The 24,723-nt window shown below is 60.5% G+C and carries 21 protein-coding genes; 13 read left to right on the top strand and 8 right to left on the bottom strand.

Annotated features, from left to right (window positions below):
• The first annotated feature begins 437 nt into the window (after positions 1-437).
• From PY649_RS05870 to PY649_RS05830, 9 genes are all read left to right on the top strand, one after another.
• The gene (locus PY649_RS05870; protein WP_285867268.1) at positions 438-1,508 is read left to right on the top strand and encodes an HlyD family secretion protein; all 1,071 of its coding nucleotides are present in this window, start codon (positions 438-440) and stop codon (positions 1,506-1,508) included.
• On the top strand, positions 1,508-3,847 hold the full coding sequence (locus PY649_RS05865) for an ABC transporter permease (RefSeq protein WP_285867266.1): 2,340 nt from the start codon (positions 1,508-1,510) through the stop codon (positions 3,845-3,847). The genes PY649_RS05870 and PY649_RS05865 overlap by 1 nt, the downstream gene beginning before the upstream one ends.
• Entirely contained in the window at positions 3,837-4,829 is a 993-nt protein-coding gene (locus PY649_RS05860; protein WP_285867264.1) for an HlyD family secretion protein, read from the top strand. The genes PY649_RS05865 and PY649_RS05860 overlap by 11 nt, the downstream gene beginning before the upstream one ends.
• Before the next feature lie 192 nt (positions 4,830-5,021).
• Positions 5,022-5,708: a c-type cytochrome gene (locus PY649_RS05855; protein ID WP_432761332.1), complete on the top strand. Its 687-nt coding sequence runs from the start codon at positions 5,022-5,024 to the stop codon at positions 5,706-5,708.
• 4 nt (positions 5,709-5,712) lie between these two features.
• Positions 5,713-6,969 (top strand): cytochrome c, encoded by a 1,257-nt coding sequence (locus tag PY649_RS05850; protein WP_285867263.1) that lies wholly within the window; start codon positions 5,713-5,715, stop codon positions 6,967-6,969.
• 7 nt (positions 6,970-6,976) lie between these two features.
• Entirely contained in the window at positions 6,977-7,156 is a 180-nt protein-coding gene (locus PY649_RS05845) for a hypothetical protein (RefSeq protein WP_285867261.1), read from the top strand.
• Entirely contained in the window at positions 7,153-7,707 is a 555-nt protein-coding gene (locus PY649_RS05840; protein WP_285867259.1) for a cupredoxin domain-containing protein, read from the top strand. The genes PY649_RS05845 and PY649_RS05840 overlap by 4 nt, the downstream gene beginning before the upstream one ends.
• On the top strand, positions 7,697-9,322 hold the full coding sequence (locus PY649_RS05835) for a b(o/a)3-type cytochrome-c oxidase subunit 1 (RefSeq protein ID WP_285867258.1): 1,626 nt from the start codon (positions 7,697-7,699) through the stop codon (positions 9,320-9,322). Before PY649_RS05840 ends, PY649_RS05835 begins: the two co-directional genes overlap by 11 nt.
• On the top strand, positions 9,319-10,131 hold the full coding sequence (locus PY649_RS05830; protein ID WP_285867257.1) for a c-type cytochrome: 813 nt from the start codon (positions 9,319-9,321) through the stop codon (positions 10,129-10,131). The genes PY649_RS05835 and PY649_RS05830 overlap by 4 nt, the downstream gene beginning before the upstream one ends.
• 56 nt (positions 10,132-10,187) lie before the next feature.
• Here PY649_RS05830 and PY649_RS05825 read toward each other — a convergent pair whose 3' ends face one another.
• From PY649_RS05825 to wrbA, 5 genes are all read right to left on the bottom strand, one after another.
• Complete coding sequence (locus PY649_RS05825) at positions 10,188-10,568, bottom strand: TadE/TadG family type IV pilus assembly protein (protein WP_285867256.1); 381 nt, start codon at positions 10,566-10,568, stop codon at positions 10,188-10,190.
• Positions 10,565-11,119, bottom strand: coding sequence for a TadE/TadG family type IV pilus assembly protein (locus PY649_RS05820; protein ID WP_285867255.1), 555 nt, complete (start codon positions 11,117-11,119; stop codon positions 10,565-10,567). Before PY649_RS05820 ends, PY649_RS05825 begins: the two co-directional genes overlap by 4 nt.
• Before the next feature lie 3 nt (positions 11,120-11,122).
• Positions 11,123-12,352, bottom strand: a complete 1,230-nt coding sequence (locus tag PY649_RS05815; RefSeq protein WP_285867254.1) for a TadE/TadG family type IV pilus assembly protein — start codon at positions 12,350-12,352, stop codon at positions 11,123-11,125.
• 368 nt (positions 12,353-12,720) lie between these two features.
• Positions 12,721-13,041, bottom strand: coding sequence for a hypothetical protein (locus PY649_RS05810; RefSeq protein ID WP_285867253.1), 321 nt, complete (start codon positions 13,039-13,041; stop codon positions 12,721-12,723).
• Positions 13,042-13,239: 198 nt separating this feature from the next.
• Positions 13,240-13,839 carry an NAD(P)H:quinone oxidoreductase type IV gene (gene wrbA / locus PY649_RS05805; protein ID WP_285867252.1) on the bottom strand — a complete coding sequence of 200 codons (600 nt, stop codon included), beginning with the start codon at positions 13,837-13,839 and terminating at the stop codon, positions 13,240-13,242.
• Positions 13,840-14,081: 242 nt separating this feature from the next.
• Between wrbA and PY649_RS05800 the strand changes: the two genes are divergently transcribed.
• The 4 genes from PY649_RS05800 (at position 14,082) to PY649_RS05785 (ending at position 21,187) form a co-directional block, all read left to right on the top strand.
• Positions 14,082-14,855, top strand: coding sequence for a competence/damage-inducible protein A (locus tag PY649_RS05800; RefSeq protein ID WP_285867251.1), 774 nt, complete (start codon positions 14,082-14,084; stop codon positions 14,853-14,855).
• A gap of 116 nt (positions 14,856-14,971) precedes the next feature.
• Positions 14,972-15,814 (top strand): universal stress protein, encoded by an 843-nt coding sequence (locus tag PY649_RS05795; protein WP_285867250.1) that lies wholly within the window; start codon positions 14,972-14,974, stop codon positions 15,812-15,814.
• A 293-nt stretch (positions 15,815-16,107) separates the two neighbouring features.
• Positions 16,108-16,605, top strand: a complete 498-nt coding sequence (gene gpt / locus PY649_RS05790; protein ID WP_285867249.1) for a xanthine phosphoribosyltransferase — start codon at positions 16,108-16,110, stop codon at positions 16,603-16,605.
• 772 nt (positions 16,606-17,377) lie between these two features.
• Entirely contained in the window at positions 17,378-21,187 is a 3,810-nt protein-coding gene (locus PY649_RS05785) for a vitamin B12-dependent ribonucleotide reductase (protein WP_285867248.1), read from the top strand.
• A gap of 163 nt (positions 21,188-21,350) precedes the next feature.
• Here the strand turns inward: PY649_RS05785 and PY649_RS05780 are convergent, their stop codons facing one another.
• From PY649_RS05780 to PY649_RS05770, 3 genes are all read right to left on the bottom strand, one after another.
• On the bottom strand, positions 21,351-22,865 hold the full coding sequence (locus PY649_RS05780; protein ID WP_285867247.1) for an oligosaccharide flippase family protein: 1,515 nt from the start codon (positions 22,863-22,865) through the stop codon (positions 21,351-21,353).
• Positions 22,866-22,947: 82 nt separating this feature from the next.
• Complete coding sequence (locus PY649_RS05775) at positions 22,948-23,862, bottom strand: CheR family methyltransferase (protein WP_285867245.1); 915 nt, start codon at positions 23,860-23,862, stop codon at positions 22,948-22,950.
• A 272-nt stretch (positions 23,863-24,134) separates the two neighbouring features.
• Complete coding sequence (locus PY649_RS05770; RefSeq protein ID WP_285867244.1) at positions 24,135-24,506, bottom strand: hypothetical protein; 372 nt, start codon at positions 24,504-24,506, stop codon at positions 24,135-24,137.
• Between the last annotated feature and the right edge of the window lie 217 nt (positions 24,507-24,723).

Genomic DNA, 24,723 nt, shown 5'->3' with positions numbered 1-24,723 from the left:
AAAGTCCATAATTACAAGGCTTTTAGGCAATGTGGGGATATGTGGGGTATGCGAGACCAGGTGACTTAAAATCCCTCACCTTCGGGTATACGGGTTCGACCCCCGTCGTCCGCACCATACTGCCGCCGCCACTTGCAAAGTGGCCGCCAGACAGACCGTGGAGTTCATCGCTGAACTTCTTGGCTTCAGCTAGCCAAAGACGCATTCCTTTGCACCCGGCAGAAAGAGCATCATGGATGCGCATTTCCATTTTCGAGCCAGCTCGGCGGCAGTTCGTCGGGGCGACATAACGACAGTGATTTGCCTTGTCCCTATCTCCGGCACTACTCGATATTCATGAATGAGCGGCAGCGGCCTCAGATGAAACTGCTTCACGGAGGAACTTCTGGTGAGTAGAGTGTAACATAGATCGGATGTGGTCGGCGGAGGGCGTTGTGATGAACGAGCTGGTACAATCTCCAACCGAACAGGCCGGCCCGGCCGAGAATTCCTCTTCGTCACCCGACAAGCCCAAGCCTCGCTCGGGCTCCTCCCGCACGGCCGCCCTCATCGTCACCGTCACGGTAGCGGCGATCGTCGGCTTGTCTCTGTGGTATCTTGTCCAACCCCAACCCTTGCTGGTGCAGGGAGAAGCAGACGCCACGCGCATCGACATCGCGGCCCGCGTCGAAGGCCGCGTCGGCGAGCGACCGGTGGATCGCGGTCAGAACGTGGCCGCCGGCCAAGTGCTGGTGAAGATCGACAATCCTCAAATCATCAGCCAGCTGAAACAGGCGGAAGCGGCGAAAGCGGTCGCCATCGCCGAGCTCGCCCGCATCGATGCCGGCATCCGCCAGGAAGTCGTCGCGCAGCGCAAGGCGGCAATCGCCGCGGCCGAAGCCAATCTGGTGCTCGCCCAGCAGACTTACAACCGCACGAACGAATTGACCACCAAGGGCGTAGCCTCGACGCAGACGTTGAACGAAGCAACGGCGTCGCTCGATGTGGCGAGGCGCAGCCTCGAACAAGCCAAGCTTGCCTATGACGAGGCCGTTGCGGGCTATACCAAGGAAGAGCGTGGCGTCGCGCAAGCCGACGTGGACAAGGCCGCAGCAGCAGTTGCCACCTTCAATACCCAGGTCAACGAGATGACGGTGACGGCGCCCGTCGGATCGCAAGTCTATCAGGTGGGGGCTGAAATCGGCGAGTTCGTGTCGCCCGGGGTGCCCCTTCTCTCGCTGGTGGACCTCAGCGATGTCTGGCTAAGCTTCGATCTGCGCGAAGACCTCGTGAAGGGCCTGAAGGTGGGCGACAAGCTTGATGTCCGCATCCCCGCCCTCGGCGATCGGCTGATGCCGGTCGAGATCAGGACCATTGCGACCCGCGGCGAGTATTCCGGCTGGCGGGCGACGCGTGCGACCGGCGATTTCGACCTGCGCACCTTCGAAGTGCGCGCCTATCCGACCGAAAAGATTCCAGAACTTCGTCCCGGAATGAGCGCCTATCTGCAATGGAGCGGTGTACGCTGATGTCTCAGCCCGAAACTCCGGGTCTGCTTGCGGTCGTCTCGCGCGAGGTGACGTGGATTTGGCACGACCGGGTGGCGCTGCTGCTTGTGCTCGCCGTTCCCCTGATCGCCTTTTCCATCCTGACCGCAACCTTCAGCAACGCGGTGGTCCGAAATCTCAGCGTCGATGTGGTCGACATGGACCATTCCGACACGTCGCTGCGCTTCATCCAATCGATCGATGCCGCGCCTTCCGTCGCCGTGGCGCACCGGTCCTCCGATCTTGACGGCGCCATGCATTCGATCCGCTCGGGCGCGGCAATCGCTGCGGTTTATATTCCCGAGAACTTCGAACGGGATATTTATGCGGCTAAACGCCCGCAGATCGTGATCTTCTACAACAAACAGTATTTCTCGCCGGGCAATATCGCATCGGGCGGATTGCAGACGTCGATCGCCGCGGCTGCGGCGGCACTGCCGAAACAGGCAGGCGGAGGCGGATACCGCCCTGGGCCACTCATCACCGAGCAATATGTACTGACCAATCCGGCGCTCAACTATGTGCAGTTTCTGCTGCGCGCCATCCTGCCGACGGTGCTGCATGTGTTGACGGCGATCGCGGGCGGCTATGCCGTCGGTTCCGAATTCGGGTCGCGCGGCGTGCGGGCGTGGCTGGACGCTGCGGGCGGCAGTCCACTCACCGCGCTGATCGGCAAACTCGCACCCTATTTTGGCATCTTTGTCCTGATGATGGTCGTGGGGCTCGGCATCATCCACGGACTCAATCAGATTCCCTTCCGTGGGGATGCCGTCCTGATGGGCGCCTCCGCCCTTCTCCTCGTCATCGCCTATCTATCGCTTGGAGCGCTGCTCCAGTTGCTGGTCAGGAACCTCCCCCTCGGCCTGTCGCTGACCGGCATCATCTGCTCGCCCGCATTCGGCTTTGCCGGCGTTGGCTTCCCGGTTCTTGCGATGGGTGGTTTTGCGCGGGTCTGGGGCGATATGCTGCCGCTTCGCTGGTATATCCAGATCCTGTTCGATCAGGCCGCTCGCGGCGTACCCGCCTCCGACTCCGTGCGACCGTTCATGGCGCTTGCAGCCCTCGCCGTTCTCTATTTCGCCCTGTCGTGGTTGGGGTTGAACGCCATTGCGCGCGCGCCCGACCGCCAACCGGAGCCAGCGGCGCCACAGCCTGTCGCACGGCCTGGCGTCGTCGGGGCGTTCGTGGCCGAATACAAGCGCGTCCTCGGCGACAGCGCCGTCTTCGGCCTTATCGTACTGGCGCCGATCATCTACGGCGTATTCTACCCCCAGCCCTATCTCGGGCAGCTGGTGCGCAAAATCCCCGTGGCGGTCGTCGACGCCGACACGACGAACCTGAGCCGATCTCTCATCCAGATGATCGATGCCGACGAGGCGACGCAAGTGGTGGCTCGTCCGAATACCCTGGAGGCCGCACAAGCCGCACTCGCCCGGCGCGAAGTGTTCGGCATCGTCGGGATCCCGGAGGGCACAGAGCGCGAGGTTCTGAAAGGCGCTGGAGCCCGGCTGCCGATCTATGTCGATTCCGCCTACTTCCTGCTCTACAATCGCACCCTGCAGGGCATAACGGAGGCAGCGGCGACAGTCTCCGCGGACGTTGCGGCCGGCAGCGCGAGGGGCGATGGGAGCCTGTTTCGGGCCGCACTCGTCAGGAACTCGCCGGTCGAAATCCTTAATCAGCCGCTGTTCAACCCGACGGGCGGCTATGCCAGTTACGTCGTGCCGGCCGCCTTCATCCTGATCCTGCAGCAGACCTTGCTGATGGGCTCCGCCACGCTCGGCGGCGTCGCGTTCGAACAGGGAGGACGGGCGTCCCGAAGCGGTCGTGGCCGACCGGCGGCGGTGTTGGGTCAGGCGCTCGCGCATCTGCTGCTCGTGCTGCCCGGCTTCGCGCTCTACCTGATTATCCTGCCGCGCATCTACGGGTTCTCGACGAATGGACGCCTTCTGGACATGCTGGCGCTCGCCATACCCTTCATCCTTGCTGTGAGCTTCCTGGGGCAATTCGTCGGATCGTGGTTCACTCGACGCGAGACAGCGGTGCTGCTCTTCATCGCCATCAGCCTGCCGCTGTTTTTCCAGGTGGGCGTAGCGTGGCCGCTCGAGGCGATCCCGAGGTCGATCCGCATCGCGAGCCAGGTGCTGCCGAGCACGTCGGCGATCGATGGTCTGGTGCGCGTCAACCAGATGGGCGCGTCGCTCGCGGACGTGCGCAGCAATTGGCAAGCCCTCTGGGCGCTGGCGATCGTCTACGCGGCATTCGCCATGGCCTCGGCGTGGTGGGCGACGAGGCATGAAGGAGGCAAGAATGAAAGCTAGGATGTTTCGTCTACCCGTCTTCTGCCCGCCGCTGCTGATGGCGTCGCTCATAGCGGCTGCGCTTGGCAGCGGGGCGGCCACCTTCTCCGGCGACTCTGGCGCAACAGGTAATGCCGCGCCCGGCATGGTCCAGCGTACCGAGATCCGCATCGCGCCGGAGGTGGGCGGGCGACTGCTCAGCCTTGCCGCCCGGCCAGGCCAGCACGTGAAGCGAGGCGACCTGCTGGCGACGCTGGACAGCCCGGAACTGGCCGCGGCGCTCGGGGAAGCCAAGGCAGCCGCCGCCAGCGCCAAGGCGAACCGCGACCACGTCTATGCCGGCGTTCGCTCGGAAGAAGTGGCCATCTCCGAGCAATCGGTGAAAACCGCCGAGGCAAACCTCCTGCTCGCCCAACAGCAGAACACGCGCGCGGCCGCGCTTTTCGCGAAAGGCTCCGGCAGCCGCCAGGTACTCGACGATACCACGGCTCAACTTCAAAAGGCGCAGGCGGATCTCGACCTCAAGCGCGCCCAGTTGACCGCAGCAAGCGCCGGCCCGACCAAGGAGGAACTTGCGCTTGCCGACGCCCAAGTGGCGGCGGCTCAGGCAGCCGTCGATCAGGCGCAGATTGCCTTCGACAAGACACACCTGACGGCGCCAGCAGATGCCACCGTCGTCATTCAGGTCGCCGAATTGGGAGAGGCCCTTTCCCCCGGTGCACCCGTGATGACGATCGAGCCGGAGGGTGAGAAATGGTTTGCCTTCACGCTGCGCGAAGATGCCTTGAAAGATCTGACGATCGGCAAAACCGTCGCGCTGAAGACGAGCAACGGCACCATCGAGGCTCGCGTCACCGAACTGCGGCCGCTTGGCGAATTTGCCACCTGGCGCGCGGCACGGGCAGTTGGGGATCACGATCTCAACAGTTTCTGGCTACGGCTCGATCCCACTGGTGGCGACAGTGGCCTGGAGCCCGGCATGACCGTTTGGCTTCCGCGGTAAAGCGCCTTGCTGAACGATCGCGGTCAGCTTGCGCCAACACTTCGGCCGCCGACGTCCCGTCGCCTTGACCGGCATAATATTCGAAACATCTTGGCTTGATTCAATTTCACGTGATGCTAGCATATTTTATGTGATCCACCGGGGGATGGAGGACAAAGCGTGGCAGATGGGGGACGTGTCACTTTCGCCGCGATCACGGTCGGAATTTTCTTTGCCTTCGCTGCTAATGCACAGACGCCAAACGACCTCCCGGATACGATGGCAGCCCGCGTCCAGGCTTGTACGCCTTGCCATGGAGCGGAAGGCAGGGGAACAAACGACCCATATTTCCCTCGGCTTGCCGGCAAGCCTTCCGGTTACCTCTATCATCAGCTTCTCGCGTTTAAGAACGACCGGCGCAAATATCCGCCGATGAACTATCTTCTCGAATTCCTGCCGGACGACTATCTCAAGAAGATCGGGGATTATTTCGCCGAGCAACGGCCCGATCTCCCGCCGGCCGCGGTTTCCGATCTCAGCAAATCCGTCCTCCAGCACGGAGAGGATCTGGCAACGCAAGGTGACATGGAGCGTGGCATTCCTGCCTGCGTCAGTTGCCACGGCTCGTCACTGACGGGCATGGAACCCGCTATCCCCGGCCTTCTGGGCCTTAGGGCCGCCTATATCAGCGCCCAGCTTGGCGGCTGGCGTTATGGTACGCGCACCGCTATCGCGCCCGACTGTATGCAAATCGTGGCAGGGCATTTGACGGAGGATGACGTTCGAGCCGTGGCCGCCTGGCTGGCACAGCGCCCTGCCCCCGCCGATGCTTCGCCGGCTCCACAAGCGAGCTTCGCCCTGCCCTTCGCCTGCGGCAGCCAGCCCAACGAGGGGAAATAGCGCCATGACGCCACGCTTCTCGCTCGGCATCTTCGTCACGGTACTGGCGCTGGCAACGCCGCATGCGCTTCAGGCGCAGGAGGCCGGCGCCAAGCCGGATCCCGCCCTCATCGCCAAGGGCGAATATCTTGCGCGCGCCGGAGACTGCATTGCCTGTCATACAGCGCCCGAAGGGGCCATTTTTGCCGGAGGCCGGGCGATGCCGACGCCCTTTGGCGTGATCTACACTTCCAATATCACGCCGGATGCGACGACCGGCATCGGCAAGTGGACGGCCGAGGATTTCTACCAGACGATGCATCGCGGCCGCTTTCCCGACGGCGGGCTGCTCTATCCGGCCATGCCTTTCGCCTCCTATACCAAGGTGACGCGCGAGGACAGCGACGCCATCTACGCATATCTGCGCAGCGTCCCGGCTGTGGCGCAGCAGAACCGGCCGCACGACCTGAGTTTCCCGTACAACAATCGCTCGCTAATACTGGGATGGCGCACGCTCTTCTTCACGGAGGGAGAGTTCAAGCAGGATCACGACAAATCGGCAGAATGGAACCGTGGCGCCTATCTGGTCGAAGGGCTGGGTCATTGCGGCATGTGCCATACACCGATCAACGCGCTCGGCGGCAATTCGGAGTCACAGGCCTTTCAGGGCGGGCTCATTCCCATGCAGAACTGGTACGCTCCCTCGCTGACTTCCAACAAGGAAGCCGGTCTCGGCGAGTGGAGCATCGAGGACATCTCCGACCTGCTGCAGAAGGGCGTATCGAAGCGCGGCGTCGTCTACGGGCCGATGGCCGATGTGGTCTACAACAGCCTGCAATACCTGAACGACGCCGATACCCGCGCGATGGCCGTCTACCTGAAGAGCATCGCGACGGATTCGCCGCGGGCGCCGGTTTCCAATATCTCGTCATCTGAAAGCAGTCTGCTATTGAGCCTCGGAAAGACGGTCTACGACAGCCAATGCGCCGTCTGTCACGGGACGAAGGGTGAAGGCAAGCCGCCGCACTATCCGCCGCTTGCCGGCAACCAGTCGATCCAGATGGAATCGGCCGTGAACCCGATCCGGATGGTGCTCAATGGGGGATATCCGCCGGGAACCGCGGGAAATCCGATGCCCTATGGCATGCCTCCCTTTGCGGTCTCCTTGTCCGACGACCAAGTCGCCGCCGTGGTCAGCTACATCCGCAGTACCTGGGGCAACAGAGGGACGGCAGTGACGGCGGCCGACGCCAATCACCTGCGCTCGGTTCCACTCCAATGAGGCCGTCATGATCAATTCCGATCCTCCCGTGGACGATGCGTCATCTCTTGACGAACAAGTGGAAGCGATCGTTGCGGCCGGCCCGCATGGCGCGATTGCGCTTGCCGGCATTACGACCGCCCTCGTCGTGATCATGTGGCTGCTGTTCTATCTCCTCGTTTTCGTGCCGCGCGGACCGACGCCATGACAGAACCCCCGAAAAGTACTGCCACAACCGCCATCGTCGAAGGTCGATGGGCTGTGATTTCCGTGGCGATCATTGCCTTCTTGACGGGCATGGCGGCTTTCGCCGGCATCCATCAGGCAACCATGCCCCAGGCCCAGGTGGAGACGGCCGACCCGACGACCCTCCACCTCAGCGGCGAGTTCGTCGAAAGCAATCTCGGCAGCGCCCTTGAGCCCGACGGATCGGTGACCGTGCGCGCCATCGGCCAACAATATTCCTTCACGCCGTCCTGCATTGTGGTGCCCGCCCAGACGCCGCTGACGTTCCGCGCCACGAGCGCCGACGTCGTCCATGGCTTCCTCATCCAGCAGAGCAATGTCAACGCAATGCTGGTGCCGGGCTATGTGACCGTTCAGACGGCGCAGTTTTCTGAGCCGGGCGAGCATCTCATGCCATGCCAGGAATTCTGCAGCCTTGGGCACGAGGGCATGTGGGCAAAGGTCAAAGTGGTCGACAAGGCCGAATTCATGAACCTGGCATCGGCCGGCCGGAGGGTAAGCTGTGTTAAATAGTAGGCGACTGATCCTTGCGCATTTCTGGCTCGCTTTCGTCGTCTTCGGCCTGGCCTTGGTGCTTGGCGCCTGGCAGATGTTCATTCGAAGCCCGCTCGCCCATTGGATCAGCAATCCCGAATGGTACTACCGGTCCCTGACGGCGCACGGCACAGTCATGGGTTATGTCTTCCCGACACTGGTTGCCATGGGCTTCGGCTATGCGATCAGCGAAAGCGCACTGAAGCAGCCGCTGGTGGGCAGGCGGTGGGCCTGGGCAGGATTCTTGATGATCGTGGTCGGTGCGGTCATGGCCATGATCCCGGTTTCAATGGGTCTCGCCTCAGTGCTCTATACCTTCTACCCGCCGCTGATCGGCAACCCCTTCTACTATGTCGGCGTCGTCCTAGTCGTTGTCGGCTCATGGTTCTGGGTGGCGCTGATGTCCGTGAACCTCTATGTCTGGAAGCGGGCCAATCCCGGCGAGCCGGTTCCGTTCGCCATGTTTGCGAATGTCGCTGGCTCATATCTGTGGGGGTGGACAGCGGTTGGCGCCGCGCTCGAGCTGCTGTTCCAGATCATACCGGTGGCATTCGGTTTACGCGCGACGATCGACGCCGGACTGGCGCGCATCTTCTTTTCCTGGACGCTCCACGCCATCGTCTATTTCTGGCTGATGCCGACATACATAGCCTATTACGCGATCGTGCCGCGCTCCATAGGCGGCAAGCTCTACAGCGACACGATGGGCCGGATCGCCTTTATCCTTTTCCTGGTCGTGGCGATGCCGATCGGCATTCACCACACATTCTCCGATCCGCAGGTCGGCTCGGCCTTCAAGTTCATTCATTCCGCCTTCACCTCCCTGGTGGCGCTGCCGACGCTCCTCACCGTCTTCACGATTTGCGCTTCGGTCGAGATTGCGGGCCGGCTGCGTGGCGGGCGTGGAGCCTTCGGCTGGCTCGCGGCGTTGCCTTGGGACAATCCCATCATGCTAGCCACGGCGTTTTCGTTCGTGATGCTCGGCTTCGGCGGCGCCGGCGGCCTCATCAACATGAGCTATCAGCTCGATGAATCGATCCACAATACGCAGTGGATCACCGGCCACTTCCACCTGATTTTCGGTGGCGCGATCGTCATCATGTATTTTGCGATAGCCTATGATCTATGGCCACATCTGACGGGGCGCGCGCTCGACAATTTCCGCCTGATGCGCGTTCAGCTGTGGCTTTGGTTCATCGGCATGATCGTCACCACCTTCCCCTGGCACTATGTCGGCATTCTCGGAATGCCGCGCCGCATGGCCTATTTCGACTATGCCGACCCCGCGCTCGCTTCAGAGGCAATGCCGGTGATTCTCTCGGCCTTTGGCGGATTTCTGCTTCTGATCTCCGGAGCGCTGTTTCTGATCGTGCTCGCAGGGGGCCAGAGAGCGCCCCAGGTCAAGCCGGAGGACTATAGCTTCGCCATGGCCGTCCACCCTCCCACGCGCTTGCCCGCGGTGCTGAATGGCCATCTCCTTTGGGTTTCCTTGATGGTCGCACTCACGATTACCAATTACGGCTTCCCGATTGCCCAACTCGCCGTGCGCCAGGATACGTCGGTGCCGGCCTTCTATGTGGGGGTCAGAAAATGAGTCCGGAACGGCCGATCTCTCCGAAGAACAGATGGAGCATGACGGCCGTCTGCGTGACGGCGGCTGTGTTCGTTGTCGCCGCGCTCCTCGGCTTTGTCTTTCTTCCCTACGCGCAGGCTGGCGTCAAACCCAGCAGCCTTTGGGATACGATCTGTGCCGCCGCCGGGGTACCACGCCAAAGCTCCGCAGCAGAGCCGGTTACTCCCGACTTCAAGACGTCCGCCGTCGTGATGACGGTTGCCACACTTGGCCGGCCCTCGCCGGAGTCGATCGGCCGCGGCGCCACGCTCGCGCATCAATGTGCGATATGCCACGGCCCGACGGGTATCAGCCGAGCGGATTCGCCAAACCTTGCCGGACAATTTATCGGCGCGATCTACAAGCAACTGGAGGATTTCAAGTCAGGTGCCCGCACGAACGCAGTCATGAGCCCGCTCGTCGTAAATCTCAGCGAACAAGACATGCGCGATCTTGCCGCCTACTACGCCTATCTGCCGCGTCTTCCGGCCTATCATCCGACACAGGCCTCGCCGGCGCCGCTCATCGTCACGAATGGCGCCCCACTGCGCGGAATAGCGCCCTGCGGCTCCTGCCACGGCGGTCTTGAAAACAAGCCCGGCAGCCCCTGGCTGGAAGGGCAATCGCCGGCCTACATCAAGGCCCAGTTACAGGCCTTCGCCACCGGCCAGCGACGAAACGACGTCAGCCAGCAAATGCGGAACATCGCCCGCGCGCTGACGCCGCAAGAGATCGATCAGGCAGCCGACTACTATTCCTCCCAGCCCCCTGAATTCTCCTCGGCAAATTAGATTGATCGGCAATTCGCCGAGCTGCGGCGGCAATGAAACTCCGCACCATCAGTCGCTCAATAGGTCGGGAAGCACGACGTTGCGCCAATGGTCACCGGCACCGATGGCAATAGAGGGATCGCGATCGTATAGGTGTAAGATGCCGTTACATTCTGTCCGCATGCGTCCTTATTCACTGTAAACACGCTGGGATCTATCTTAAGGCCATAGGCCTGGTCGGCGGCGTATGCCTGGATCGAACCCGTATCCGGACAGGTGGTGTGCAAAAGGCTCGCACACCGGGCACTGAGGTCAACGGCGTGCTGCAATCCCAATCGGGTCCAGAGAAAAAGGCCGAATTGTCCGATCGAAAATACCATAATGATGAAGAGGGGAGCAGTCAGAGCAAACTCGACTGCGGTTGTCCCCTCGGCATTCCTCCCGAGACGGCGGATCATTGAATCCTCGCTGTTGCCGTTGACTGCAGTGCAAACGATGCGGGCACGAAAGGAAGCGCGATATACGGAACGTAGGTCGCCGCGGCCGAGGAGGACACATAGGTGCCCGGTCGCGATCCGTCCGCACAGACATCGGAGCACGCCGTGCTGGAGATGCCTTGATCGCCGGGGCAACCGCAAAATCTCGACGGGGCCGGCGTCGCCGAGATGACGGCTGAGCCGGTACTTCTTGTGATGACATTCGACATGCCGGAACTATCGAAGCCGCGAGCCAAAGCATACTGCAGACCTCGCTGAGCCGCGTTCTCCACCTGCGTCTGCTGAAGCAGCGCTGACGAATAGTCGACAAGGCCGAATGCCATCGCGATCAATACCGGCAATATGATCGCCAGGTCGATGGCGGCCGTGCCGTGCTCTTCATTGCGCAGGTCCCGACAGAGCCTTCTCCAAGGCCGCACCGATATTGCCCGAGGTCGTGAGCCCAGCCGCCGTTCAGCGACGGGCATGCCGGAGAGCGATATTGTTGGCATGGTTGTCTTTGCAGTCATCATGCATCACTCGACCAATTTGCCAGCGGCGCCGCCGACGGCGCGGGTCGGATAAGCGCTGCAATCGATGGATAGGTTGGAATTGCCGGTGAAGGTGATCGTATCCGCGATGATCTTGATGCAGGCACTAGTCGCGGTGTTACCCCCCGAATAGCTGACGGCAGCCTTTGGCAGATAGATCGATCCCGCCAAGCTCTGGGTCGCACCACCATTAAAGCTGAAGGCCGTGCCGACGGGCATATTCCGATCGCCGTAAATGACAATGCCGGCCGTGTTTCCCGTAACCGGTGGCGTGAGATCAAGGATCGCCCCACCGTTGATTGACGCGGTGCCGTAGTTGCTTCCCGTGCTGGAGGTAAAGATGATCGTGACGCCGTGGCCAATCAAAGTCGCGCCGCCATTGACCTTCAAACTGGCGCGATCGAGGATATAGATCCCGGGGTTCAAGTTCAGGACCGCGCCTGCGTTCACGGTGATGTCGCCGCAATAGACACCGGGACTGAGTGTCGTCTTTCCCTTGATGTTTTGTTTGCCGTTGGTCGTGCAACCGGAATAGGTCGGGATCTGAACGTCGGCATAGGGGTCCGTGACGGGCCATATTCCGGTCGCCGTTCCCTCGTCCGCTTTGATGCCGCCAAGACCGCTGATGCCGCCGACAGCCCCGACCGAAAGCGCCTGGATCAGTGCTGAACCGCCGACATTGACCGCCGTGGCGCTTGCCGAATTCGAGATGAGGCTGCAGTTCTTGAGCGTCACCGAAGTTGAACCCTGCGCCGACGCGGCAGCACTTGCCGTCTGATCGAGCGCCAGCACGCAGCCGTTGGCCGCATTCGCCATGGCAACAGATCTCGTCGTAACGACGAAAGCCTGCTGCCAAAGCACGGAGAACAGCAAGTCCATCGGTTGTTGCGCGACGACTTCGATCGCCGAATTATTCCCGGCGTAAGATCCCTGCGTCGGAGGGCGGTGCGTCGATATCACGACGTCATTCTGGCCATTAATCAGCCCATAGCTCGCCGTTATCGCATTGACCTGGGATACCACGGGCCCGTCACCGCTGCTGGTGTAGGCGGCCGCGCCGCTAACAGCCGCAGCGTCGGTTGCCGACTGCATCTTCTGCTGCTTGTAGGTCCACAGCCCATAGTCTGTGCCGAGCCCAATCAAACCGATCAGAACCGGGAGCGACAATGCAAAAACGATCAAGTAAGCCCCGGACGAATCGTGAATGAACTCCACGATTTTCTTCCGGCAGCGCGAGCCACTAGGAAGTCGAAGCATTGTCCCCCCCTTAAATTATACGGAAAAACCGATGGGGAACTGTGCAATCAATTCTTTATTTTTGTCTTTTGAAGAAAGTTCGAATTGAATGGAAAATACAGTAAAGACGGGCTGCACCTCTTGAGGTGCACAGATGCGGGGCAGCCGCCTTCAACTTGAGGCCTCGCTTAGGCATCTTGGAGACTGAGCGGCAAGCTGATCCTTCGCGCCGTCGTCCGCACTAGATATTCAAATAGCATCGGAGCCCCGGCTCTCAATCCGAAGCCCATATAAAACAAGGCGGTCGGTAGGACCGCCTCGCTATCGTCTACCTCGAATGCAGATGCTTAGTGAATGACGATGGTGAATGCCTTGTTCGGATACCACCAGCCGTCGCTGTGGCGGCGATAGCCTGGGCGGGCGTATTTATAGCCGTGATAGCCATTCCAATAGCCGGGGCGGTAGTTCGGCGGCGGACGGCGGTGCGGGTGGTGTCCGTTGTTATCCCAATGCCGGCGGTCCGGCTGATGGTACTGCACCATCTCGATAGCGGTGCTTGCTGCCGGCTTGGACTGATAGAGCGGTGCAGCGACCGAGGGAACAACCGTTGCGAGGCCTATGACCAGGGTCAGCGCGCCAGCGCCGATGATGCCGAGAGTTTTGTTCATGACAGCTCCAATTCTAAAATTTACAGCCTCTCATTGAACCCGCGTTGATGAACAGACTATGAATGCTACCTGAAATAGCGATCACATCGCCGGCATTGGCGTTGCCGCCCCGTTGCCCATTGCGAGGACTGGGAGCTGTGGCATACAAAAAGGCGCAGCTTTCGCCGCGCCTTTCGTTGATCGATATGTAAAGTCGAATTAGGCGACGAGCTTGGCCGCGATCCTGGCGACGTGTGCACCCTGAAATTTTGCAGCTTCCAACTCGATTTCCGAAGGCTGACGCGAGCCGTCGCCGTTGGTGATCGTAGAAGCGCCGTAGGGCGAGCCGCCCTTGACTTCTTCCGTGCCCATCTGGCCCTGGAAAGCATAGGGAAGGCCTACGACAGCCATGCCATGGTGCAGCAGGGTCGGGATGAAGCCGAGGATGGTCGATTCCTGGCCGCCGTGCTGCGTAGCCGAAGAGGTAAATACCGAGCCGACCTTGCCGACCAGTTTGCCGCCGAACCACAGGCCGCCGGTCTGATCCCAGAAATTGCGCATTTGCGACGTAACCGTGCCGAAGCGGGTGCCGGAGCCGACGATGATAGCGTCGTAATCCGCCAGTTCTTCCGGCGATGCAATCGGTGCTTCCTGATCGAGCTTGAAGTAGGAAGCCTTGGCGACTTCTTCCGGCACCAGTTCCGGCACGCGTTTGACGGTGACTTCGGCGCCGGTGGATTTCGCGCCTTCAGCGACGGCATAGGCCATCTTCTCGATGTGACCATAGGAGGAATAATAGAGAACCAGAACCTTAGCCATAAACGTCTCCCGTTGTTGGACGTGTTGATTTTCGAGGTGTTTTGTATCAGCCCGAAAACGAAGGCGCAGCCCCCACAGCTGGAACGCACTGTTCACCCGATGTAGACGAAAATTCACTTGCAGTTGCTTTTTTTGATGGCAGCTCGGGAAACGAAAACGACGGTTTCCATTCGCCGCAAACGGCGCTACCTATTTCTGACGTTTTTCGAACGCGCCGCTGCGCAATTCCACGGATATTTTCCATGACCAATGAAACCATTGTCACCGCCGCCATGCTGGCCATCGGCGACGAACTGCTCTCCGGCCGCACCAAGGACAAGAATATCGGCCATCTCGCCGATGTGCTGCTGCTGGCCGGCATCGACTTGAAGGAAGTTCGCATCGTTGCCGACGACGAGGATGCCATCGTGTCGGCGTTGAATGCTTTGCGCGGCCAATATGATTATGTCTTCACGTCAGGCGGCATCGGCCCGACCCATGACGACATCACCGCCGATGCCGTCGCCAAGGCGTTCGGCGTGCCCTGCGAGCACGACGCTGAAGCGATGCGGTTGATGGGCGAGATGTATGCGCGGCGCGAAATGGAATTCACCGAGGCCCGCCAGCGGATGGCCCGCATGCCAGTCGGCTCCAGGCACATTGCCAATCCGGTTTCGACGGCCCCTGGTTTCAACATCGGCAACGTCTATGTGATGGCCGGGGTGCCACAGGTTTTCCAGGCGATGCTCGACAATGTCATACCGACGCTCAGGACGGGCACGCCCGTTTTGTCGACCGCCATTTCCTGCCCCTATGGCGAGGGCGAGATCGGCACGCCGCTCGGCCTCATCCAGAAGGCGCACCCTGAGACCAGCATCGGCTCCTACCCACGCTATGTCGGTCAATTCTTCTCGACCGAGATCGTCGTGAGGGGCCGTTCCGCCGAGCTAGTTGAAACTGTCGCAGCTGAAGTACGCGCAATGATCGAAACCATCAGGCAGGCGAAAGACAAAGGAAATCAGTCCGCTGAAGCATGACGTTCAACGAGCGCATTTAATCCGTTAGGGAACCGCTGTCATCTCGGCGCATTATTATCAGGCGGAACACTGATATAATGAGGCAATGTGGACCTTTCCGCACGGGAGATCATGTCATGCCCTATAAAACCATCCTGGTCATTCTCGATACCGCCGACAATACGCGCGTAGCGGTCGATTTCGCCGCCGCGTTCGCCAAGGAGCACGACGCTCGTATCGTAGGTCTGCATGCGGAAATCGTCTCGGCCGTGCCGCTGGTGGCGCCGATGGAAATCCCCGATCCGGTGGCCGTGCAGGCCCTGCAGGATATGGCGCGCAAACAGGCCATCGATATCGAGCGGCTGTTCCGGACAAAAATGGAGCGCGAAGGCATCGCCTATGAATGGCGCAGCATTGGCAGCAGCGTCGGCTATGGCTCGCAGCCGCTGATGGAAATTGCCCGCAGCGCCGATCTCCTGGTTGCTGTGCAGCCGGATCCCGCCAAGTCTTCCGACTCGCAAGTCGATGTGGAAAGCTTCCTGTTCGAGAGCGGTCGTCCGGTCCTGCTCATTCCCTATATCTTCAGCGAGCCGAAGCCTATTCGTCGTGTATTGATCGCCTGGAACGGCTCGAAGGAAGCTGCCCGCGCCACCTTCGATGCTCTGCCGTTCCTGAAGACTGCCGATTCCGTGGAGGTTTTTTCCGTCGATACGGCCGATAGTTCGACGCATTCGCCGTCGGAGACCGGCGCGGAGATTACCGCGACGCTCGTGCGTCATGGTATTCGCGCCAGACAGGAGACGGCGATGTGCGGCGGCAGGACGCCGTCGCAGGTCATCGAAAATCGCCTTGCCGACGACAGCATCGATCTCCTCGTCATGGGTGCCTATACACATTCCTGGCTCTGGCAGTTGATCTTCGGTGGGACGACGCGGACATTGTTGCAGTCGATGACGGCCATGACGCTGCTGGCACGCTGACCCGCGTAACCCTGCTGGATGAGTGGAGCGGCGGCGGCTCTTGCCTTTTGACCGCAAATCCAGCAGAAAGCAGCGACCGATGAGAGAATTCCCGCCAGGGAACCCATTCGCGTGGTCCATGGAGCGTGATCGCTAAAGTCCAAACGATTTTTGGACAAGATCATGTCCGGTCAGAAAGCCTGCGAATTGCGTTTCAGGATTTGGTCCATGGTCCGCGCCCGTCGCGGGGTCTGCTCAGGGTCGCCGGCAGCGCCGGCGCGTCGTCATCCACTGCTTCCCGGAGCCTCTGAGCCATGTCCCTACCCGATAAAGCCTTTCCCGTATCCTGGGATCAGTTCCATCGCGATGCCCGCGCACTTGCCTGGCGGCTCGCCGGCCTCAATCGCGAGTTCAAGGCGATCGTCTGCATCACCCGTGGCGGCTTGGTCCCCGCCGCCATCATCTCGCGCGAACTGAATATCCGTCTGATCGAGACCGTCTGTATCGCCTCCTACCACGATTATTCGAGCCAGGGCGAAATGAACCTGCTCAAGGGCATCGCGCCGGAACTCGCCACCAATGGCGGCGAAGGCGTCTTGGTCGTCGACGACCTGACCGACACCGGCAAAACGGCGGTCGAAGTGCGCAACATGTTGCCGAAGGCGCATTTTGCCTGCGTCTACGCCAAGCCGAAGGGCGTGCCGACCATCGACACCTTCATCACCGAGGTCAGCCAGGACACCTGGATCTACTTCCCCTGGGACATGGGCTTCACCTATCAGGAGCCAATCGCCAAGGGTCATCGCGGCTGAGGCTTATAGGGACTCCCGCGAATCAGTCGTGATTCGATTTGATGTGCCAAAACCGGACGCAGACATCAGCAATAGAGGTGGGCGCTTTGGCGCCCACTATATTTAGTGGTTGCCGAGATACCAGGATTGCGTGGGATTCAAGGCCTTCCGCGCGAATCATGAGGGGTTGCTGCATGCTTTTGCGCCTCTGCCAATGGCTTCGGGGTCACGGTCACAATATTGTCGTTTTTATTTCCGTCGTCGGTGGCATTCAGCTCACAAGCGGTCGCGCGAAGAGCGAACAATTTCCGCCAAGCGATTGAATCTTTGGGACTCCTGGCGTTTCCCCAATTTCCACAGGCATGCCCACAAGATATTGTGGTTAAAAATCCGTCGCAGACCACCCCTTGACGGAATCGTGTCTTTCAAAGTTAATGGCTGACGTTGCGGCGGCGACTGGACCGGACGAATTATTGGGGGCTGGTCCTTAACTCGAAATCGGATTTGTATTCAGGGCGATGCACCATGACTGGTGGCGCCGTGAGGGTTTTTTTGCCGATATCGATGCTGCCAAAAAAAGACATGCGGGGACTGGCGGCAATAAGCTGTTAATACTATATTTAGTGTTTGCAGCCACCATCACCACAAGATACAGGAAAGACATCTCCGGATGGCACCTCCTGTCAGAAGACAGAGTGAACACTGGCTGCGCGTTTGAAATCGCGAGGCCGGACAAAGATTTTTGCGCCCTGTTACGAGGCAGGCGCGCGTCAACGAATGAGGTTATGGGATCATGCGCATCGAACGTCGTTTTACGAAGGCAGGCCAGTCACCCTATGCGGAGATCGAGTTCCGCAAGGCGACCAGCGAGATCAAGAACCCTGACGGTTCGATCGTGTTCCGCCTCGAAAACATCGACGTGCCGGCGCAGTTTTCGCAGGTTGCTGCCGACATCCTGGCACAGAAGTATTTCCGCAAAGCGGGCGTACCCGCCAAGCTGAAGAAGGTCGAGGAAAACGACGTTCCTTCCTTCCTGTGGCGCTCCGTGCCCGATGACGTGGCCCTGAAGGATCTGCCGAAGGAAAGCCAGACCGGCTCCGAAACCGATGCGCGCCAGGTCTTCGACCGTCTCGCCGGCACCTGGACCTATTGGGGCTGGAAGGGCGGCTATTTCTCTTCCGAAGAAGACGCCTCCGCCTTCCGCGACGAGCTTGCCTATATGCTCGCCACCCAGCGCGTCGCGCCGAACTCGCCGCAGTGGTTCAACACCGGCATGCACTGGGCCTACGGCATTGACGGCCCCGGCCAGGGCCATTTCTATGTCGACCCCTTCACCGGCAAAATCACCAAGTCCAAGTCGGCCTATGAACATCCGCAGCCGCATGCCTGCTTCATCCAGTCGGTCGAGGACGATCTCGTCAACGAGGGCGGCATCATGGACCTCTGGGTTCGTGAAGCGCGTCTCTTCAAATATGGTTCCGGCACCGGCTCCAACTTCTCGCTGCTGCGCGGCGAAGGCGAAAAGCTCTCTGGCGGCGGCCGTTCCTCCGGCCTGATGAGCTTCCTGAAGATCGGCGACCGTGCTGCCGGCGCCATCAAGTCGGGCGGCACGACGCGCCGCGCCGCCAAGATGGTGGTCGTCGACATCGACCATCCGGATATCGAGGAATATATCAACTGGAAGGTGAAGGAAGAGCAGAAGGTCGCCGCCCTCGTCACCGGCTCCAAGATCGTCGCCAAGCACCTGAAGGCGATCATGAAGGCTGCCGTCAATTGCGAAGGCGACAATGACGATTGCTTCGACTCGGCCAAGAACCCTGCCCTGAAGCGTGAAATCCGCGCCGCCAAGAAGGACCAGGTTCCGGAAAATTACGTCCAGCGCGTCATCCAGTTCGCTCGCCAGGGCTACAAGGACCTCGAGTTCAAGACCTATGACACCGACTGGGATTCGGAAGCCTATCTGACCGTTTCCGGCCAGAATTCCAACAATTCCGTCTCGATCAAGGACGACTTCCTGCGCGCCGTCGAAAACGACGCCGACTGGCACCTGACCGCCCGCAAGGACGGCAAGGTCGTCAAGACGCTGAAGGCGCGCGACCTTTGGGAATCGATCTCCTACGCCGCCTGGGCATCGGCCGATCCAGGCCTGCACTTCAACACGACGATGAACGACTGGCACACCAGCCCGGCCGCCGGCCCGATCCGTGCGTCCAATCCGTGCTCGGAATATATGTTCCTCGACGATACGGCCTGCAACCTTGCGTCGCTGAACCTGATGACCTTCAAGGACGCAGCGACCAAGCGCATCAATATCGGCGACTACGAGCATGCAGTTCGCCTGTGGACCGTCGTCCTCGAAATCTCGGTCATGATGGCGCAGTTCCCGTCGCGCCGCATTGCCGAACTCTCTTACGAATACCGCACGCTCGGCCTCGGCTATGCCAATATCGGCGGCCTGCTGATGTCCTCCGGCATCCCCTATGACAGCGACGAAGCCCGCGCTATCGCCGGTTCGCTGACCGCGATCATGACCGGCATCGCCTATGCGACCTCGGCCGAAATGGCCTCCGAACTCGGGACCTTCCCGATGTTCAAGCCGAACCGCGAGCATATGCTGCGCGTCATCCGCAACCACCGCCGCGCCGCCTATGGCGAGACCTCGGGCTATGAAGGCCTGTCGGTCAATCCGGTGGCGCTGATCCACGGCCACAATTCGGACCAGGATCTCGTCGCCCATGCCAAGGCTGCCTGGGACAAGGCCTTGAGCCTTGGCGAACAGCACGGCTACCGCAACGCCCAGGCCACCGTCATCGCGCCGACGGGTACGATCGGCCTCGTCATGGATTGCGACACCACCGGTATCGAGCCGGACTTCGCGCTGGTGAAATTCAAGAAGCTTGCCGGCGGCGGCTACTTCAAGATCATCAACCGCGCCGTTCCGGAAGCGCTGCGCGCGCTCGGCTATAGCGAAAGCCAGATCGCCGAGATCGAGGCCTACGCCGTCGGCCACGGCAACCTGAACCAGGCGCCGGCCATCAATCCTTCGACGCTGAAGGCCAAGGGCTTCACCGACGAGAAGGTCGAGGCCGTCAATGCCGCGCTGAAGAGCGCCTTCGATATCAAGTTCGTCTTCAACCAGTGGACGCTTGGCGCCGACTTCCTGAAGGGCACGCTGAAGGTTTCCGACGAGCAGCTGACCGATATCAGCTTCAACCTGCTCGACCATCTCGGTTTCTCCAAGAAGGAGATCGAGGCCGCCAACATCCATGTCTGCGGTGCGATGACGCTGGAAGGCGCGCCGTTCCTCAAGAACGAGCACCTGGCGGTCTTCGATTGCGCCAATCCCTGCGGCAAGATCGGCAAGCGCTATCTCTCTGTCGAAAGCCATATCCGCATGATGGCTGCCGCCCAACCCTTCATCTCGGGCGCCATTTCCAAGACGATCAACATGGCCAACGAAGCGACCGTCGAGGATTGCAAGAACGCCTACATGCTCTCCTGGAAGCTCGGCTTGAAGGCGAATGCGCTTTATCGCGACGGCTCCAAGCTTAGCCAGCCGCTGAACGCCTCGCTGATCGACGACGAGGGTGACGACGATGCAGTGGAAGAACTGCTGCAGGCCCCGGCTGCCGCCCAGGCAGTCACCGTCACCGAAAAGATCATCGAACGTGTCATCGAAAAGGTCGTCCGCAGCCAGGAAAAACTCCCCGGTCGCCGCAAGGGTTACACCCAGAAGGCCAAGATCGGCGGACACACCATCTTCCTGCGCACCGGGGAATATGACGACGGTCGTCTCGGCGAAATCTTCCTCGACATGAACAAGGAAGGTTCGGCGCTGCGCGCCTTCATCAACAATTTCGCAATCTCCGTCTCGCTCGGCCTGCAATACGGCGTGCCGCTCGAGGAGTATGTCGACGCCTTCACCTTCACCAAGTTCGAGCCGGCCGGCATCGTCACCGGCAACGACGCGATCAAGAACGCCACGTCGATCCTCGACTACGTGTTCCGCGAGCTGGCGATCTCCTATCTCGGCCGCCATGATCTCGCCCATGTCGATACCTCGGACTTCAGCAATACAGCGCTTGGACGCGGCGTATCGGAAGGCAAGGCGGATGTCGTCTCCAAGGGCCTGACCCGCGGCTACAAGCCGACGCTGGTGCCGACATCGGGCGAACGCCAGGCAGCCGACGTCAAGGGTTCGGCCACGGCAGCCCCTGCCCGCGCTTCCTCAGGCGCGACGATCACCGCCTTCGCCGGCAATGCTGCGCGCAAGGTCGAGCCGGCCAGCGCCATCTCAACCTCGGAAGTCGTCGCCTTCAAACGCGACTATGAGGAACGCGCCAAGGAACTGGCCGAAGAGATCGCCGAGGAACTGGCAACCGAAACCGCCGACGCCTCCACCGCCCTCTTCTCCGACAAGGCGGCAGACGACGCGGCAACGGCCAAGGCGGAAGCCAAGAAACTGGAATCGGAACGCCGCGCCCGCTCCATCATGCAGGGCTACACCGGCAACATGTGCACCGAATGCCAGAACTTCACGATGGTCCGTAACGGGACTTGCGAGAAGTGCGACACTTGCGGTGCGACGAGCGGGTGCTCTTGATCGATGCGGGAGGTGTGTGCGTCCAGTCAGCCATTGATTATGACGCACAGCCACTGAAATGATGCAGTATACGATATGGCCGCTTCCCCGGAGGCGACCATATCGCAATTTTGGGGTATCGATATTTCGGGCCCGCAACCCGCGATCGCGTTCAATGTACCGCCTATTCCAACGGCAGCCAACGCAGACGTTTGATCAGTCGAACCGCGACCAGCAGGGCCGCAGCGTAGACCAGCACGCCGGCGCAGATCTGGAGGACGAGCACCGCTTGCCACGGTAATTCTCCGGCAAGATATTGCCGCGTGAAAAACACCGTCACCGCCATCAGCAGGTTCGGAGGCACGATCAGCAGGATCACGCCTTTTCCGATCTCCAACCAATCCACGCCGGCGAACTTCGACTGCAATCTGATGGAGGTTGCCAGCGCGAAGGCTGCCGTGAAACACTGAGCGACAGCCAGCTGCCACAGTCCAAACCGGGCAACCGCGATGGTGACCGCGAGCGAAATGGCGACGTTCAATAGCGTAATGGGAAGCCGACGTCCGATGTGTCCAACGATGGATAGCGACGCCTCGTTGATATAGCCCGGCGAGAGCAATAGCTGCCGCAGACACAGGAAGGGTATTATCGAAGCTGCGGGCATCCATATGTCGCCAAGCACCAGCCGTACGGCTACGTCGGATATCTGCGCAAGCCCGAGGTACATGGGCGCTGCAACGGCAAGAAGGGCGAGCAGGAAACGGACACCGGCACCGCCAGCCGATGGCCCCGACGCGGCAGGTCGCCGATGAGCCTTCCGGAAAACCACCCAGCTCAACGACCGCGCCGGCTCTCCCAGGAGTTCGGAAACAGCGGCGACGATACGCTCAGCCGCACGGTAGAAACCGGCATCCGCAATTCCAAGGAAGCTTCCGACGACAAGCGTGCCCGAATAGGAGCCGACAAAAACGACCAGCCGATTGCCGACGATCTGCCAGGAGAACGCCATGACTTCGGCCAGCATGGACTTTGTCAAACGCAAGCGCGGCCACCGCATCGCGACAAGGATCGAGCCAACGAGCAGCACGATTTGGCAAGCAATCTTGCTCGTCGCCAGTGCCGAAGCATCTCCATGAAGTTTGAGCAGTGCTATCGCCGCGCCCAGCCCCACTAACTCCCCGAGGATTCTGACGATCGCCCGCTGACGCAGGCGGCCTCGAACGACTAGCACGCCATCGAAAGTCACTGTCAGAGCGGCGGGTAGCATCCAGCAACTGAACAGCGCAAGCAGCGCGCTTTGCGCTCCATTGCCTGTGAGAGCGTAGAAGGCAAAGGCTGCGATCACACCGGCTGCGGTGAAGAGACAGCCGCTAAGAAGGGATATGGTGGCGACCTGACTGAAGCTTTCCTCGTCGTCGCCATTCTTCATTATGAATTCCGCCCATCCCCCTTCCGCTACTACCACCAGCAGGACGGCAATGGCGGAAACGAAGGCAAAAAGCCCGAACTCCGCCGGGCTCAGCACTCGCGCCGCGAGGAAGAACGTCGCGATTTGGGAAATCTGCGAAACGACCTTCGCGATGACGACCCAGATCCCGTCGGTCATCATCGCCGGTATGAAACGGACACTTTCAGCCGCGATGGATTGCGGCCGGTCTCGACCAACTTCGGCATCCATGTCTTCGACAGGTGACAGCATCGTCCACGATCCATGTTGGCAGGTCGTCGGCCGCTATCTGCCTGACGGGCAGTTTTCCGCGGCCGGACCCGATCTTTGATGGCTATTGATCTCCGCGGCGGAAGATGACGCAATATCGAAAAGTCCAATCGGGCTCGCTGCGATTCAGTGGCTCCCGTGCCCAACGCAGCCACGGCCAACCATTCTTCGACGCCTCCCACGCCCATATCTCGTCCTGGCTTGCCAGCACGGGCCGGAAGCCCGATGCCTTCAAGACCTTGGTCTTGATGTCCAGATCAATCCCGTCGACGATCAGATACCCACCCGGAGCAACCAGCTTCGTCATGTTGCGGAGACACCGTTCAGCCAACGGATCCTCCATCGGCCCCATAAAATTGTTCGCGAGCAGAAAATCCTGCCGCCCGATCAGGTCCGGCAGCTTGCCGTCCGTGGCGTCAGCCGTGAGCCAGGTGATGCCTTGCCTGAGCTGGTCCCTTACCCGGAGCGATCCGTCCGGAAGAGGCTCCAGGATTTCCATGAGCGACGGCATATCGGGACTTGCGACTTCTGGCCTTCCGGCCGCGTAGAAACTGCCCTCGGCCGACGGAATATCCGGGCGGTAGATACCTCGCTTTGCTACCTCGACGACCGCGCTCGATATGTCCGCGCCATACGCTATGAGGTTCAGATCGCTTCTGACTTTTTTAATGGCATAGAGAGCCGAATACAGTTCAGCCCCGGTGCTGCATCCGATCGATGCAATCTTGATGCTGCCATCGCCAGGACATTCCGACGCGAGTGCTCCAATGACCGCCAGCAGTGGCGGATTCCGCATGAAATGCGTGTAGTGAGTTTGAACCCGCTCGGCGTTCCGGCTGAACCTGCGATAGATGTATCTTCCGGTGCGGAACATCAGTGGTGTTCGCCGTACGCGGCTCGGGATAGTCGCCCAGAACGCTCGGCAAAAGCGACGGGGCGCCTGGCGAAGAGTGTTGAAAGCAATTATGGCAGTGGACATCGAAAACTCCTTCAAACGTGCCGCCGATTCCCCTAGAGATCAGGCTGGCAACGAGCTTGACTGGATTGGGGACGAGAACTCGCAAACAGCCAGGCTGGTTTGTCCTGCAGTCGACGGCACGCTGAAAACCTGTGCAAACCAGCCTCGCGGAGCTAGGTTAAATCCCGCTGCGGAGGTCGTGCGCGTGAGCACCGGTTTCGTGTTTCCGTTGCGATCGGAGGAACAGGTGGTCCTGCCGAAACGCCTGTCGACGGCCGAAATGCCTGGCGATCTCAAGCAAGGCGTTTTGGCGGACGCTGAAGGTCTTGCGGGTCGGAGGGAGAAAGTGTTGGCCACTGTGGCACGGAGAATATCCGAGCGATGCGTGGCGCCGGAATGACGATCGGCGAACCAATGGCGCCGAAGACAGAACAGCCGGCGCGACAACATCTGTGATGGTGTTTGTGAGTGTGTTTGTGACTGTCCGTCAGCAGTTGCGTCGGTTTGGTGCCGGCGGCCTGATCAATCTGGACGCAAACGTCTGCATCGTCCGGCAAGGCCGCTGATGCGGTTATCGCATACAGTTCATGATATCCGGCTCCGGATGGAACGTCCGGGACACGCACGGCAAGCGCCATGACCGCCAGAAATGCGGCCAGCATCATCAGCTTCTGAGCCAGGGTGATCCGGAGCGTCTTCATATCTGAATATTAAGCCCCACCACCCTTCCGCTCAATTCGACAAACAAGGTCGGTTCCACGGACCAAAGGGAGTAATTGCCTACCAAAGACGGCGGCACGACTTGTGCTTCGTTCGGCCCCCAGCCCTTGGACGATTGCAGCCTATACCCTTGGCCTATAGTCTCGGTACCGATATCGATTT

The organism is Rhizobium mayense, assembly GCF_030272705.1.
GTDB classification, from domain to species: Bacteria; Pseudomonadota; Alphaproteobacteria; order Rhizobiales; family Rhizobiaceae; genus Rhizobium; species Rhizobium mayense.
The sequence above is the reverse complement of the archived record's forward strand: the minus strand, read 5'-3'. Positions and strand labels throughout refer to the sequence as shown.

Excerpts from the sequence above, each read along its gene's own strand:
- PY649_RS05870 (WP_285867268.1), top strand. The coding sequence starts at position 438 with ATGAACGAGCTGGTACAATCTCCAACCGAACAGGCCGGCCCGGCCGAG.
- PY649_RS05865 (WP_285867266.1), top strand. The coding sequence starts at position 1,508 with ATGTCTCAGCCCGAAACTCCGGGTCTGCTTGCGGTCGTCTCGCGCGAG.
- PY649_RS05860 (WP_285867264.1), top strand. The coding sequence starts at position 3,837 with ATGAAAGCTAGGATGTTTCGTCTACCCGTCTTCTGCCCGCCGCTGCTG.
- PY649_RS05850 (WP_285867263.1), top strand. The coding sequence starts at position 5,713 with ATGACGCCACGCTTCTCGCTCGGCATCTTCGTCACGGTACTGGCGCTG.
- PY649_RS05845 (WP_285867261.1), top strand. The coding sequence starts at position 6,977 with ATGATCAATTCCGATCCTCCCGTGGACGATGCGTCATCTCTTGACGAA.
- PY649_RS05840 (WP_285867259.1), top strand. The coding sequence starts at position 7,153 with ATGACAGAACCCCCGAAAAGTACTGCCACAACCGCCATCGTCGAAGGT.
- PY649_RS05830 (WP_285867257.1), top strand. The coding sequence starts at position 9,319 with ATGAGTCCGGAACGGCCGATCTCTCCGAAGAACAGATGGAGCATGACG.
- PY649_RS05825 (WP_285867256.1), bottom strand. The coding sequence starts at position 10,568 with ATGATCCGCCGTCTCGGGAGGAATGCCGAGGGGACAACCGCAGTCGAG.
- PY649_RS05820 (WP_285867255.1), bottom strand. The coding sequence starts at position 11,119 with ATGATGACTGCAAAGACAACCATGCCAACAATATCGCTCTCCGGCATG.
- PY649_RS05810 (WP_285867253.1), bottom strand. The coding sequence starts at position 13,041 with ATGAACAAAACTCTCGGCATCATCGGCGCTGGCGCGCTGACCCTGGTC.
- wrbA (WP_285867252.1), bottom strand. The coding sequence starts at position 13,839 with ATGGCTAAGGTTCTGGTTCTCTATTATTCCTCCTATGGTCACATCGAG.
- PY649_RS05800 (WP_285867251.1), top strand. The coding sequence starts at position 14,082 with ATGACCAATGAAACCATTGTCACCGCCGCCATGCTGGCCATCGGCGAC.
- PY649_RS05795 (WP_285867250.1), top strand. The coding sequence starts at position 14,972 with ATGCCCTATAAAACCATCCTGGTCATTCTCGATACCGCCGACAATACG.
- gpt (WP_285867249.1), top strand. The coding sequence starts at position 16,108 with ATGTCCCTACCCGATAAAGCCTTTCCCGTATCCTGGGATCAGTTCCAT.
- PY649_RS05785 (WP_285867248.1), top strand. The coding sequence starts at position 17,378 with ATGCGCATCGAACGTCGTTTTACGAAGGCAGGCCAGTCACCCTATGCG.
- PY649_RS05780 (WP_285867247.1), bottom strand. The coding sequence starts at position 22,865 with ATGCTGTCACCTGTCGAAGACATGGATGCCGAAGTTGGTCGAGACCGG.
- PY649_RS05775 (WP_285867245.1), bottom strand. The coding sequence starts at position 23,862 with ATGTCCACTGCCATAATTGCTTTCAACACTCTTCGCCAGGCGCCCCGT.
- PY649_RS05770 (WP_285867244.1), bottom strand. The coding sequence starts at position 24,506 with ATGATGCTGGCCGCATTTCTGGCGGTCATGGCGCTTGCCGTGCGTGTC.